Below are 15108 nucleotides of genomic sequence, written 5' to 3'. Positions count from 1 at the left end.
GGATTAATCCTCTAAAGAAACTTGAGCTGTATTCAATTGTGGCTTTAATCGAATCAACAGCCAAATACTGAAAATTGCACTGAGCACAGCAGTAATGCAGAACAGTATTTTAATATCAATTTTTAAGACACTTAAGATAATTATGGAAAAAATAGCAGAACTGACCATAAATACTGCATTCAGAATGTTATTCGCAGCCACTACTCGTGCCCGATGGGAACGTGGAGAGTATGCCTGCATCATGGCGTACAGTGGAACAATATAAAAACCTCCACTAATACCCAGCATGGTCACAGCCAGCATTACGTGGTAATAACTCCAACCTTGCTGGAACACATCTGCCAAATGTAACAGTTCACCCGTGCGTTCGGGAACAAAGGCCAAACTCGCCGCTAAATAAAGTGCGAATACCGTTAAGCCAATGGCACCAATCGGCACCATTCTCAGGTTGACTTCTGTGCCACCAATTCTGCGACATAGCAACGAACCAATACCAATCCCTACTGAGAAAAAGGTGAGCAGTAGACTCACGACATTTTCAGAGGCATGCAGGTTTTGCTGTGTCAGTTGCGGGATCTGGGTTAAATAGGTCGCACCATAAAACCAGTACCATGAGTTGCCTAATAACACTAAATAGATGAGTGGAATGCTCTTGGCATATTTGATGGTTTTAAAACTGGTGCGGAAAAAGTTCCAGTCGATCTCTAAATCTGGTGTAGTAACATTCTGTTTGAGAATGAAACGACTGGAGAAATATCCTAAAACTGCAATTGTAACAATGGTGAGACTGATCCAGAGTAAATTTCCATCTGAAGCAGAAATAACAGCACCACCCAAAATCATACCAATCAGAATTGCCATGGACGTACCCGATTGAAATAGGGCATTGCCTGACATCAATTCATTCGGTTTTAAAATTTCAGGCAAAATGGCATATTTAATGGGACCAAAAAAGGTCGAGTGTGTCCCCATCAGAAAGAGTGCTAGCAGTAATAGCCATAGATGACCCAGTAAAAAGCCAGCACTACCAATCAGCATGATAATAATTTCAAGGATTTTGATACCACGAACCAAACTTGCGCGCTCATATTTGTCAGCAATTTGACCAGCAGTCGCTGAAAAGATGAAATAAGGCAGAATGAACAGCAATGCTGCCAGATTATTTAGCGTACTCACACTGGCACTTTGTTGATTAATCCAGCCGTAAGTAATCACCAGTAATAAGGCTTGTTTATAGACATTGTCGTTCAATGCGCCTAAAAACTGCGTCACAAACATCGGTAAAAAACGACGAGTGCTTAAAAGATGTTCTTTTTTTTCCATGACAATGTGAACTTCATAAAGTTTTATTAAGAAATGTGAGCATCTGGTAAAATAGCAAAGAAAATCATGTATGATATTTTAATCCTATGCTGTGGTGAAAAAATCAATAAAATTGAGTTCTTTAGCCAGTATAAATTTTAAACTTTTCATTACAAATACGAAGGGCTGTTGATTAGACCCGTCATGAGTTTAGAGTATTCTATGCTTGTAAAAACGAATTTTAAAAAGTCGACTCTGACACTAAGTATGAACTCTATCTTGGAGTTGAATCATACCAATAAAAGTCTGTGTTTGAGTGCTTTTTTAATGTTTTTTGCCCAACATGGCTTCGCGCAAGAAGTGGGGACAGTCCAACCTGAAAATGCGGTTGTATCTAGCATTGAACAAGCGGCAAAAGATGAGTTAAATGCCCAGATTCAGGCAGAGGCGGATGCGCAAAACTTGAGTCGCTCGGAACAAGCAGAAAAAATTCAAAACTATCAAAATCAAGCGGGTACGCCAGATAGTTATACGATGTTACAGCATCAAATCCAGCATACCGACCAAATTGAAGCTTTTAAGCCAATTACCTTTGAAGACTTGGATGAGTTACCAGATACTCCAGTCGATCAGAGTATGGCAAATGAAATTTATAATGAAGCCAATGCAGCTAAAGCTGAAGCGGAAAGATATCGTGCAGGTCAGACTCAAGAGGTTGTGGTACGCAATCCAACCCCGCAAGAGCTAACCGAAATTAATCAGGCTCCTGTCAATGTTGATCAGTTGATGAATAGGATTCAGGCAGACAGCAAGATTGTTGTTGAAGCCAATGAGTCTGGAAAAACTTTAGCTGAACAAAGTTTTGAAGCACAGCCTGAAGTGGAAGAAAAGGGATTCTTTAAGCGCTGGTATCATAAAATTAGACCACCAAAAAATGAGTTGGTGAACTCAAAAGTTCCGCGTATTAAAGCGGATATTGTGATTGTAGATGCACAAAATACCAATCCAGATTTACCCGATAAAGAATATCAGCAAGCCATCTTAAACTTAAAAAACAACGTCAGTGGCAAACTTTCCAGCTTTACGCAAGAAGCATATGGAGACTTTAACGCTGCATTGCCGCAATTAAAAAGTTTATCCAATCTCGCTGCACAGGCGGTTGGTTTCTATCAGGCAGAATTTCGTTTTGAGAAAATCAGTGACAGTCGTGTCAAAGTGACCATTAAACCGAATGCTCCCGTATTGGTCGCTGATCAGCAGATTGAGTTTAGTGGTGCGGGTGCAGAACGTCCACAATTTCAGGTCATTAGTGTTTTGCCTGAACTGGATATTGGTGACGTGTTGAATCATGGTTTATATGAAGATACCAAAAAGCGGATTGTAGAAGCTGCGACCAATAACGGTTTTTTTGATGCCTATTGGCGCTTACATGATGTCAAAGTTGCTCAGCCGGAAAACACGGCCGATATTAATTTACGCTTTGAAACGGGTGAACGTTATAAGTTGGCGGGTGCAGAATTTCGCATGAGCGATCCATCCAAGCCTTTCCCATTAGACATGGACATCTTAAAAATGATGGTGCCATGGGAAGATGGCGCTGATTATGCTTTGTGGCGTGTGAATACCTTAGCCAATAATCTAACCAACTCGCGTTACTTCAATTTTACTTTGGTTGATGCGGTACGTCCCGATCCGCTGGCTGTGCCGTTAGAACTACCACCTGATTTACAAGCTTTGGTCGATCAGGAAAAAATTGCCAGCAGTGATCTTCAAGTTCAAGATCAGCAAGATATTAATTCTGCGAAAGAAGTCACTCAGTCTGTGGCTAATGAAGATCAGTTTGCAGGAACGGAAGATCAAGACAGTAATGAAAAGGTACAAGCACAACTTTCACAACAAGAGCTGCGTGAGCAAGAGGAAGAGCGTCTAAAAGTCCAAGCGCGTGATGAGAAAAAAGTCCCTGTCATTGTCACGATGAATGCTGACCGACTCAACAGTGCGGAAGTTGGTTTGGGCTGGGGGTCTGATACAGGTCCACGATTAAGAACCACATATAGACGCGCGATTGTAAACAGACGTGGTCACTCTTTTGATGCCAACTTAGAGGTGTCGCAAATTCGTCAGGCGATTGATACCCGCTATAATATTCCTTATAACCATCCATTAAATGATTACATTAGCTTGGTGGGTGGTTATGAACGTGAGGAGCGTGATGGTGTTGCTCAAGGCAATAACTTGACCATTGAATCAGCAGTTGTTGGTGCAGACCGAATTATTAAACGTTCTATGGGGAATTGGCAGCATACCTTTGGCGTACGTTACCGTTTAGACCGTTTAACCCAAAATGGTGTGGTTGATGAAAGCGAGATTCCAGATGCATTCTTAGCTAGCTCTGATACTGAACAACAATCGTTATTGGTTGGTTATGAGGCTTCACGTGTCGATTCTGATAAGCGTGTCAATCCAAGCAAAGGCTTTAGACAAATCTATAAAGTTGAAGTCGGCAGCGAGGCTTTAATCTCAGATGCAGATATGGCAATTTTAAATGCAGGTTGGCGTTTTATTTATTCATTGGGTGAAAACAATAACCATCAATTTGTCGGTCGTGGCGATTTAGGCTATATCCTGACGGAAGACTTTAATAAAATTCCATATAATTTGCGCTATTTTGCGGGTGGGGATCAGTCGATTCGCGGTTTTGATTATAAGGACTTATCGCCAGAGGTCGATGGCTATAAAATTGGGGGGCAAGCACTCGCTGTTGGTTCACTTGAATACAATTATCAATTTAAACAGGGATGGCGTGCAGCCCTGTTTAGTGATTTTGGTAATGCGTATGATAAAGATTTTAGTAACGATACAGAATATAGCGTTGGTTTAGGGGTACGTTGGGAATCTCCAATTGGACCATTACGTATTGATGTTGCATCGGGTATTTCCGATGAAAATCATCCAATTCGTGTGCATTTCTTTATTGGTTCACCACTTTAAAATTTTAACTTAATTTCAAACTTGAGAAGGTTATGGCTGAAGAAGAACAGCAAAATCAAGAATTACCCGAATCACCAGTGCCTAAAAAGCGTCGTGTTTTTAGGAGCGTATTATTAACGCTGCTTATTTTAGTAATCTTGCTTGTTTCAGCTTTTGCCATCATGTTTTCGACAGATAAAGGTAGCAAATTTTTACTTAACCGTGTGCTAGAACGCCAGCAAATTATTCATTATGAATATGAAGGTGGTAATCTGTTAAAAGGAATTATTTTAAAAAATGTGCTGGTGACCTTGTCTGCGGTGGATGTCAAAATTGATCGTGCAGAAGTCTCTTTGGGTTGGCGCGCTTTAGTACATAAAGAAATCCATTTATATAATGCCGATGTACGCAACCTACAAGTCATTACCAAATTACCGCCGAGTAGTGAACCCTTTAAGTTCAAAGACATTAAGCTGCCATTTACGTTGCGTTTGGATCATGCAGATGTTGACCATTTATTAATAAAAACGCATGCAGCATCCGTCAATTTTAATGATATTGAATTGAATGAAGCATTATGGTCAAACACCAAACTTGAGTTTCAAGACTCTCGGGTAAATATGGGTTACCTTTCTATTCGTAATGCCACAGGCGATATGGATTTTCATGGTAAATATCCTCTTAACGCGAAAGCGACAGTTAATATCCCTGCCTTAAACAACAGTCTGAATGTTCATGATATTCAGGTGGTTGCCAAAGGAAGTTTGGATACTATCGCTGCAGGTTTTGCAACCAACACCCCCGATTTGGTTTCAGGATGGGGGGTGGTACATCCCGTGCGTAATCATGTTCCGATGTTTGGTCAGTTAGAGTTTAAAAACTATCACTGGCCATTGCTGACTGCACAAAAACTCTTTACCCAAGCTGGGGTATTGCGTTATCAAGGCGATATTCAACGCCTGAATTTAGGTTTGTCGACGGATGTTTCTGGGCAAAATCTGCCAAAAGGAAAATATACCGCCGTCATGCATACCGACTTGGTGCATCAATTGAACATTGACCAATTTAAAGGTCAGGTGATGAATGGTACTGTAGATGCAAAAGGGTTGGTCAGTTGGGAAAAACATGTACATTGGGATGTTAAAGGTCGCTTAAACCAGATTAATCCTAAAGAAAAGATAATTCCGCAAGTGATTAGAGATTTCCTTCCACCGAGTCTAGATGCAAAAATTGCTTCCACAGGTCGTTTGGAAAAAGGCTTGCATCTTACAGGCATGTTGGACTTTGACCAATATGAAACTTGGAATTTAAAGCTTAATCAGAATCCAGCCCAAGCTAAACAAGCCAATCCGATGTTGCTTGATGTGGCGTGGAAGGATATTGACCGTGCGATGCCTTATATTGGCTGGTTAAAGAGTGAATCAGGTGATGTGCAGATTCGACTGATTGAAGGTCAGCAAAATATCACAGTGGCTTCAAATGTGGGGCAGCATGAAACTGCTTTATTGCCTGCAGGTCAGTATAAAGCTCAATTAGAACTGAAGAACAATGTATTGAAAGTTCCAAGTTTTAATTATGTTGCCAGTAAAGGTAGTTTGAGTGGACAAGCCAATGTGGTGTTGCCGACCGATAAGGCTCAATTGAAATGGGATGCGAGTGTTAAAGCTCAGGATTTTAATCCTCAAACTGTCATTGCCACTGCACCAGTCGATTTGGTTAATGGTCAAATACAGGCGAATGGTTATGCCAAACCAAATCAGCACATCATTGAGCTGAAAGGGATTAACCTGACTGGACATATGCCGCAGCAGGCGCAACAGGAAACGGTGCAATTAACAGGTAAAAGTACCATTGCAGTTTTATTCCATGATGTTAAAGCGGGTGGCGGCTTTAAAAGTTTTGCTGTGAATTACGATGGCGCTTTGAAGTCTAGCAAAGTCAAAGAAAGTAATGGTCTGTTAAAAGTCAAAATTTCGGGCACCCCAATTTTACTTAAAATTGATCAATTACAGCATGACGGTGCGGCAGGTAAAATTCTTGCACAAGGTAAGCTAGATTTAAGCAAAGGCATTGGTTGGAATATTAATGCGTCCCTGATTCGATTTAAGCCGCAATATTTTGTTTCTATGCTGCGTGGCGAATTGTCTGGAAATGTTCAAACTGAAGGGTTCTGGTCAGATGCATTAAAGCGAATCAATATTCAGAAATTGAATGTTGCAGGCTATATCAATAACAAACCTGTACGGGGTACAGGTAATCTGGCACTGGTGCTGAATAACAATCAAAAGGGCTTCCTGCCACAACAATTTGAAGCCAATAATTTATACATGTCTTATGCTAAGAACCAAATTCAGGCGACTGGTAATGCGCAGAAATTACGTCTGCAAATCAATGCGCCAGCCTTGTATGAGTTATACAGTGGTTTAAGAGGGCGTGCGTATGGTTATCTCAATATTCAGTCTCAGCCACGCTTACAAGCAACCGCCAATTTAGCTGTAGATGATTTCCGTTTTGGTAACTTGCTCAGTATGCGTAAATTGCGTATTCAAGGGCAATTACCAGCTTCTGAAACCATCCCAAGCTTGCTGAAAGCGGAAATGAATAATTTACGCAGCGGTAACAGTGAAATTCAAAATGGGGTTGTTACGCTCGCAGGTACACGTAAAGCGCATGTCTTAAAAGTACAAGGCAATAACCGATTTAGTAAATTCTATGTACAGCTGGCGGGTGGCTTTAATGGTCAAAACTCGTGGTTAGGTCAGATTCAAAAAGGCGACTTCGACTCAGTACGGGTACGTTTGGTACAACGTCAAAATGCTTCAGTGGTATACAACCAAAATACTGCGGAATTGTTTGTGGGCGCGCATTGCTGGGCAAGCCAACAAAGTGAATTGTGTTTTGATCAACCTGTTCGTATTAGCAAAGCCAAAGGGAATATTTCCTTTGTCACCAAAAACCTAGATTTGAATGACTTTGCTGCATTTATGCCGCAAGGACTGGCGATTACGGGTAAAGCCAATGGGTATGCCAAAGCATCTTGGGTGCAAGGCAGCAAACCGAAAATTGATGCACGAATGGTGTCGCGTCAGGGCGTAATTGGCATTGCAGCTGAAGATCAGCAAGATATGGGTTCTACACTGCGTTACGATGAAATTTCAGTCAATGCGAAAAGTGTGGCTCAAGGCTTGCAACTTCGTTTTGATATGAAAACACCTGAAATAGGTACGGGTTACGCCAATGTCATTATTGATCCATTCAAGCAAAACAAGCCTATTCAAGGTGAAATTGCATTTAACGAAGTGCAATTGAAAGTATTCAAACCGTTTATTCAGGATATTCGTACTTTAAGTGGCACTTTATCTTATGCAGGTAAGATTAGTGGTGAGTTGCTTGCACCTCGACTCTCGGGTGAAATGCGCTTGAAAGATGGCGCAATCAGTATGATTTCCTTGCCAATTAACCTCAACAATATACAAGTTTATTCGTCTATTCGTGGTGATCATGCCACCATTAATGGGGCATTCAACAGTGGGCAAGGGGTAGGAAAGTTAACAGGTAGTGTGGATTGGAAAAATGATCCAAGAATTCAGTTACACCTCAAAGGTGATAATTTGCTTATTCGTCAAGCACCGTTAATTACGGCACTGGTTACACCTGATTTTAGCCTTGATGTGATGCCTTTCCAGAAAAAACTGGTATTAAAAGGTGATGTGGATGTGCCACGTGCATTAATTTCCATGCCTGAAGCTTCTGCACCTGTGGTCGATGTCTCTTCGGATGTCCGAATTGTCCAACAAGGTCAAGATCAGTTGGCCATCTTGAAATCAGCACGCCCTTGGGATATTAAAGCGGATGTCATGATTAATCTGGGCAAGCAGGTGGTCTTCCAAGGTTTTAATAGTCGAATTCCATTGCTAGGGCGTTTGTATTTAACCCAACGTGGTGTTGAAACCGCCATGCGTGCCAATGGTGCAATCGGGGTAAGTCAAAAAGTTAAAATCGAAGCGTATGGTCAGAGTCTAGACTTAAACCGTGCTATTGCCCGTTTTAATGGTCCTTTGGCAAATCCAACTTTAGATGTCGATACCAACAAAATTATTCAAGGTACCATTGTTGGGGTTCGAGTGACTGGTACGGCAAGCAACCCGGATATTCAAGTGTATAATGATGGTGGCCTGACCGAACAAGAAGCCATGAATGCGTTAATTACAGGTCGCATTAATGAGGGTGCAAATAATATTAACCAGTCAGAAACATTCCGCTCTGACGTAAACAATACCATTGCTGCCGCTGGGATTAGTATGGGCTTGGGTGGTACACGTGCTTTCACCAATCAACTCGGTCAATCTTTTGGTTTAAGTGGCTTGGCTTTAGATGCGCAAGGTACAGGAGATGACACGCAAGTCAGTGTTACGGGGTACATTACCCCTGATCTATATATCCGTTACGGTGTGGGCGTGTTTACACCCGTCAACAAATTAACCTTGCGTTATCAAATGAACCAGAAGTTGTACATGGAGGCGAGCCAATCTGTCGATCGTGCGATAGACTTCTTCTATAATTGGCGTTTCTAGTATATTAATTTGAATAAAATATAGCCTCTATCTAGAGGCTATATTTTTGCAGATTTCATTCAAGTATTTTGATGTCGCATATTTAATTGATGTGTAGATCAAGAAAATCTATAAATAACAGGCACTAGATACCAAAAATCAATTAAGCCCTATTAAAAGTAGGTGTATAGTAAATGGACTAGCTAATTTTGAGCGATAATCACTATGCCAATTAAATTTGTAATGCGTTTTGCAGCGATTTTATTTTCTGTATTAATCTTGGCGGCAATAGTAATTCAATTCTTCTTTAATCCACACTACACCGTGATCTTCTGGATCTTCGCTGTACCATTTATTTTGGGGATTCCAATTATCTCTTCTGTGATATTGGCAAAAAATGAAGAATTAGATATTCACTCAGTCAATTAAAATTGGCATATTGAATAAACTGTAAATATAGAAGCTCATCATTGGATGGGCTTTTTTATTTAAACAAGCTTGTGATCTTCGTTTGTTCTTTTGTAACGCACATTTTTAGATGACGATATTTTCATGTAGCAAAATGCTTACACATAAAAGCACTGCAATATAGTTTAAACGGAGGGTAAGAAGTTTCATGCTTTCGTAGTAAGTGGGGAAATGATGATTTTTTTCACATTTAAGTCAGTAATGGTTCTTCATTTTGAAAAGTTTGACTATCATAGAGCGCAAATTGGAGAGTAAGCATGAAAAAAGTTTATTTGTTGGCTGTCATAGCCGCACTGGTAGGATGTTCTGAGAAGAAACCATTGACTCCTGAAGAGCAATGGCATGGATACTGTACCAGTATGGGTAATGCCGCACGTTCAATTATGCTAGATCGTCAAAGCGCTATTCAAAAAGAACAAGCCGTTGAACATGCCAATAAAATTGATGATGAATTTACCAAAACATTCATTTTAGACATTATTGATCAAGTTTATGCACTGCCTGAAGAGCAAATCAAAAAAGATAAAGATGCTGCACGTGACCAAATTAAAGCACAAATCACTGAAAAGTGTTTAGCCACTCCGCATGATAAATTGCCAGAGTATAAGCAATTCTAATGTTTCTAATTTTCTGAAAATTCAAGCTTTGAATTTAGGATCAGAGTAAAGCAAAAGCCTTGTGTGAAAGTTGCACAAGGCTTTTTTTATAATATGGAGAATTAGACTTCAAAAGGTCGTGAATAATTAAAAGAGCCTTTTGTAATCAATTAAATAATAGCCTAAGCATATTTCACTTCAACTTGTGCTAATTCCAGAACAAAAAATCTAACTTTTTTGAATAAAAGTTGAATCCAAGAATAACAATAAACAGGGTGGGTTATGGATCTCACAGCTTTCTTAAATCATGTTGATTTACAACTTTAAGATGGAAAACAGGTTCTATGGTAATTGGAGAGTGCCTTTAGGAATAAAGCTTGGGGGATACAGTTCGTATTCAATAGCTAACCGATCAGGCATCAAAAAATTTATGCTCTGAAAACCGCTTAAGCCAGTTCGTAATTCATGAAGTTGCACATATAGCAAATTTAGAACTCATTTGAAGATGATAAATCTGAACGTGCGGAACATTTAAAGGACACGAGTGTCCACTAAGGTGGTATGTTCATTTATGAGTAGATCGGGCAACATCAAGCTTGCCTTTTTTATGCCTGATTCAATTAAAACGTTTTTGGGGTACTGGATAACCATTTTGTTTATTTTTTATGTCATTTGAGCTTCATCATTTCGCCATAAAATAATGAGCATCACAAAGAAACACTTTACTTGCATTAACTTTTGACTGGATTTTTAGTAAAATTTTGCTGTCCATATTATCTGTGAAGCTTTGAATAAGCTGGAATTCATAGGTAATTTTTTAAAAAAGAGGAATAACACCGTGCTAGAAGCTTACCGCCAACACGTTGAAGAACGTGCCGCACTCGGAGTCCCACCGAAGCCACTTGATGATGCTCAAACAGCTGCATTAGTTGAATTATTAAAAAACCCACCAGCTGGTGAAGAGGCTTTTTTAGTAGACTTGCTAGAAAACCGTGTTCCAGCGGGTGTTGACCAAGCTGCATATGTAAAAGCTGCTTTCTTGGCTGCTCTTGCAAAAGGTGAAGCGACTTCTCCATTAGTTTCTAAAGAACGTGCGGTTTACTTACTAGGCACTATGCTTGGTGGTTATAACGTAGCACCTCTTGTTGAGCTTTTAGACAATGCTGAATTGGCTGGTTTAGCTGCTGAAGCATTAAAGAAAACTCTTCTTGTATTTGATGCATTCCATGACGTTGCTGACAAAGCGAAAGCGGGCAATGCAAATGCACAAGCAGTTCTTCAATCTTGGGCTGATGCTGAATGGTTCACTAGCCGTAAAGATGTTCCTGAAGAAATCAAACTTACAGTATTCAAAGTAACTGGCGAAACCAATACTGATGACTTGTCTCCAGCTCAAGACGCTTGGAGCCGTCCAGATATCCCATTACACGCGAATGCGATGTTGAAAAACGTACGTGATGGTATCAACCCAGAAGTTGCTGGTGAAGTTGGTCCACTTAACCAAATTAAAGAACTTATCGCGAAAGGCAACCAAGTTGCTTACGTAGGTGACGTTGTTGGTACAGGTTCTTCTCGTAAGTCTGCAACTAACTCTGTACTTTGGTTCTTCGGTGACGAAATCGCGCACATTCCGAACAAAAAAGACGGTGGTTACTGCTTAGGTTCTAAAATCGCTCCGATTTTCTTCAACACTATGGAAGACGCTGGTGCGTTACCTGTAGAGATTGACGTTGCGAACATGAACATGGGCGACGAAATCGTTCTTAAGATTGATCACGCTGCGGCTAAAGTAACTGCGTTCAAAAACGGCGAACAAATTGCTGAATCTGAACTTAAAACTCCAGTTCTTCTAGACGAAGTACGTGCTGGCGGCCGTATTAACTTGATCGTGGGTCGTGGTTTGACTGCTAAAGCGCGTGAAGCTTTAGGTCTTGCTCCATCTACGTTATTCCGTACTCCAGTACAACCTGCTGCAACTGGTAAAGGTTTCACTTTAGCTCAGAAGATGGTTGGTCGTGCATGTGGTCTTCCAGAAGGTCAAGGTGTAATTCCTGGTACTTACTGTGAACCTAAGATGACTACAGTGGGTTCTCAAGATACAACTGGTCCTATGACTCGTGACGAGTTAAAAGACTTAGCTTGCTTGGGCTTCTCTGCTGACCTAGTTATGCAGTCTTTCTGTCACACTGCTGCTTATCCAAAGCCAGTTGACGTACAAATGCAACACACGCTTCCTGACTTCATCATGAACCGTGGTGGTGTTTCTTTACGTCCAGGCGACGGTATTATCCACTCTTGGTTAAACCGTATGCTTCTTCCAGATACAGTAGGTACTGGTGGTGACTCGCATACTCGTTTCCCAATTGGTATTTCATTCCCAGCGGGTTCTGGTCTTGTAGCGTTCGCTGCAGCAACTGGTGTTATGCCACTTGACATGCCAGAGTCAGTTCTTGTGAAGTTCAAAGGTAAAATGCAGCCTGGTATCACTTTACGTGACCTTGTACATGCAATTCCTTACTATGCAATCAAGGAAGGTGATCTTACTGTTGAGAAAAAAGGTAAGAAAAACATCTTCTCTGGTCGTATCTTAGAAATCGACTTGTCAGAAATGGAAACTGATTTGACAGTTGAACAAGCTTTCGAACTTTCTGATGCTTCTGCTGAACGTTCTGCTGCTGGTTGTGCAATCACGCTTTCTGAAGAGAAAGTTGCTGAGTACCTACGTTCTAACATCACAATGCTTAAGTGGATGATTTCACAAGGCTATGGTGATGCTCGTACTATGGCTCGCCGTGTTGAAAACATGGAAAACTGGTTGGCTAACCCATCACTTCTTAAAGCTGATGCTGATGCTGAATATACGAAAGTGTATGAAATTGACCTTGCTGACATCAAAGAACCTATCCTTTGCTGCCCGAACGATCCAGATGATGCAAAACTTCTTTCTGACGTTCAAGGTGACAAAATTGATGAAGTGTTCATCGGTTCTTGTATGACTAACATCGGTCACTTCCGTGCAGCTGGTCAATTACTTGATAAAGTACCAAGCGGTTCATTGTCTACTCGTTTATGGTTGGCTCCACCAACGCGTATGGACGAGCACCAATTAATGGAAGAAGGCTTCTATAACATTTATGGTAAAGCTGGTGCTCGTACTGAAATGCCTGGTTGTTCATTGTGTATGGGTAACCAAGCACGTGTAGCACCAAACACGACTGTAGTGTCTACTTCTACTCGTAACTTCCCTAACCGTTTAGGTCAAGGTTCTAACGTTTACTTGGCTTCTGCTGAGCTTGCGTCTGTAGCTGCGGTTCTTGGTAAGTTACCAACTCCTGAAGAATACCAACAATATGCTGCGCAAATTGACAGTATGTCTTCAGATATCTACAAGTATTTAAACTTCGACCGTATTGGTGAATATACTGATGCTGCTGATCAAGTAGATACTAAGAAAATTGCTGCTGCTCAGTTAACTTAATTAATTGATAATTAAGTTTTAATGAGTTAAAAATAAGGGCTGATTAATCAGCCCTTATCTATATATGAAATTAACAAAATTTACTATTAAAAATTTTAGAAGTATTACTGAAGGTAGTGAAATTGATTTAACAGAATATTCGGTGTTGGTTGGTAGAAATAATGAAGGTAAAACGACAGTATTACTTGCTCTAAAAATGGCTATGGATGCTTTGATAAATCATGGGCGTAGTATAAGAAATCGTTCAAGTCGTAGTGTTAGATATGAATGGGATAGAGATTTTCCAATTTCATTGCAAAATAAACCAAGAGTCAAAAAAGAAACAGTTTTTAGATTGTATTTTGAGCTAGATGAAATTGAACAGCTTGAATTTAAAAAAGTAATTAAAAGTGTAACTAATGGCGATTTGTGTATTGAAATTACATTTGATGAGAAAAGTAATCCTGAGTTTTTAGTACCAAAGAGGGGCAGCAGTTCTTTAACTAAAAAATCTACAATTATTTCTAAATATATAGCTGAGCGAATTCAGTTTACATACATACCTGCTGTCCGTACAGAGCGCGAAGCGATTTCAGCAATTAATGAAATGATTGAAGAAGAATTAGCTAGGCTTGAAAATGAAATACCATATAAAGAGGCACTTAATGTAATTGAAGGCTTGCAACAACCTGTATTGGATAGAGTTTCGAGAACTATTGAAACTTCGTTACAAAAATTTTTACCTAATATTAAAGCTGTGAGCCTCGGAATTTCGGATTATGAGCGTAAATATCGTTTAAGAAAAGATTATTTTATTGAGATTGATGATGGAAATAAAACGAATATTCAATTTAAAGGTGATGGAGTTAAGAGTTTAGCAGCGGTTGGTCTTTTAAAGGATAGACAGAAGATTCATAACGGCGCTTCAATTATTGCGATTGAAGAACCTGAATCACATTTACATCCATCAGCAATGCATAGTTTAAAATGTGCTTTAGAGGAGCTCTCAACTGAAAATCAATTGATTATTTCAACTCATAACCCAATATTTGTTCATAGAGAAAAATTAACTAATAACATTCTTGTTTCTAATAATAAAGTAAAGTCTGTAAAAAAGATTCAGGAAATAAGAGAGTGTTTAGGGGTGAGAACTTCTGATAATTTGCTTCATTCAAGTAAAATAATATTGGTTGAAGGTGAAAGTGATAAAATATTTTTGACTAAGTTGATTCAAGAGAAAAGCTCTAAACTTGCAAGACTAGTTAAAGATGGAGATTTAGCAATTGTTTCAATTGATGGTGCGGGTAAGCTAGCATACAACCTTAAATGGTTTATAGATCAACTATGTTCCTGTTTTGTGGTGGTTGATAATGATTTAGCAGCAAAAGAAAGTATTACTAAATTATTGGCTAGTAAAGAGTTAGATCAAAAATCCTATTGTCATGTTGTAAGTCTAGGAATGATTGAATCAGAATTAGAAAATTTATTAAAGCTAGATTTTTATAGAGATATAATTTCTAATAAATTTGGAATAGATTTAATGACTACACAATTCTCAAAAAAGAAATGCAAATGGAGTGACGCATTAACAACTACATTGCAATCTATGGGCAAGACAATAAGTGTAAATGATTTGAATGATATAAAGAAAAATATTGCACAAAAAACAGTTAAATATAATCTTTATGAAAATATTTCTAATCATAATCAACCATTCGTTGATAATTTGGTTATTCAATTAGAACGGTATTTTATTAAATAA

At 39.5% G+C, this 15108-nt stretch carries 7 protein-coding genes; 6 read left to right on the top strand and 1 reads right to left on the bottom strand.

The features are described 5' to 3' along the window. Window positions 1-3: 3 nt before the first annotated feature. Entirely contained in the window at window positions 4-1323 is a 1320-nt protein-coding gene (locus tag GWK51_RS12615) for an MFS transporter (protein WP_161933981.1), read from the bottom strand. Between the two features lie 201 nt (window positions 1324-1524). Between GWK51_RS12615 and GWK51_RS12610 the strand changes: the two genes are divergently transcribed. The 6 genes from GWK51_RS12610 (at window position 1525) to GWK51_RS12585 (ending at window position 15108) form a co-directional block, all read left to right on the top strand. Beyond that, the gene (locus GWK51_RS12610; protein ID WP_161933980.1) at window positions 1525-4293 is read left to right on the top strand and encodes an outer membrane protein assembly factor; all 2769 of its coding nucleotides are present in this window, start codon (window positions 1525-1527) and stop codon (window positions 4291-4293) included. A 32-nt stretch (window positions 4294-4325) separates the two neighbouring features. Further along, window positions 4326-8846: a translocation/assembly module TamB domain-containing protein gene (locus GWK51_RS12605; RefSeq protein ID WP_161933979.1), complete on the top strand. Its 4521-nt coding sequence runs from the start codon at window positions 4326-4328 to the stop codon at window positions 8844-8846. 204 nt (window positions 8847-9050) lie between these two features. Then, the gene (locus GWK51_RS12600; protein WP_142768601.1) at window positions 9051-9254 is read left to right on the top strand and encodes a hypothetical protein; all 204 of its coding nucleotides are present in this window, start codon (window positions 9051-9053) and stop codon (window positions 9252-9254) included. Between the two features lie 296 nt (window positions 9255-9550). Next, the gene (locus tag GWK51_RS12595; RefSeq protein ID WP_100241732.1) at window positions 9551-9910 is read left to right on the top strand and encodes a hypothetical protein; all 360 of its coding nucleotides are present in this window, start codon (window positions 9551-9553) and stop codon (window positions 9908-9910) included. Between the two features lie 817 nt (window positions 9911-10727). After that, a complete protein-coding gene (locus tag GWK51_RS12590) occupies window positions 10728-13367 on the top strand; it encodes a bifunctional aconitate hydratase 2/2-methylisocitrate dehydratase (RefSeq protein WP_142768602.1) in 2640 nt (879 codons plus the stop codon). A 64-nt stretch (window positions 13368-13431) separates the two neighbouring features. After that, a complete protein-coding gene (locus GWK51_RS12585; RefSeq protein ID WP_161933978.1) occupies window positions 13432-15108 on the top strand; it encodes an ATP-dependent nuclease in 1677 nt (558 codons plus the stop codon).

It is taken from the genome of Acinetobacter kanungonis (assembly GCF_009939195.1).
GTDB classification, from domain to species: domain Bacteria; phylum Pseudomonadota; class Gammaproteobacteria; order Pseudomonadales; family Moraxellaceae; genus Acinetobacter; species Acinetobacter kanungonis.
This window is presented reverse-complemented; position numbering and strand designations above follow the sequence as displayed.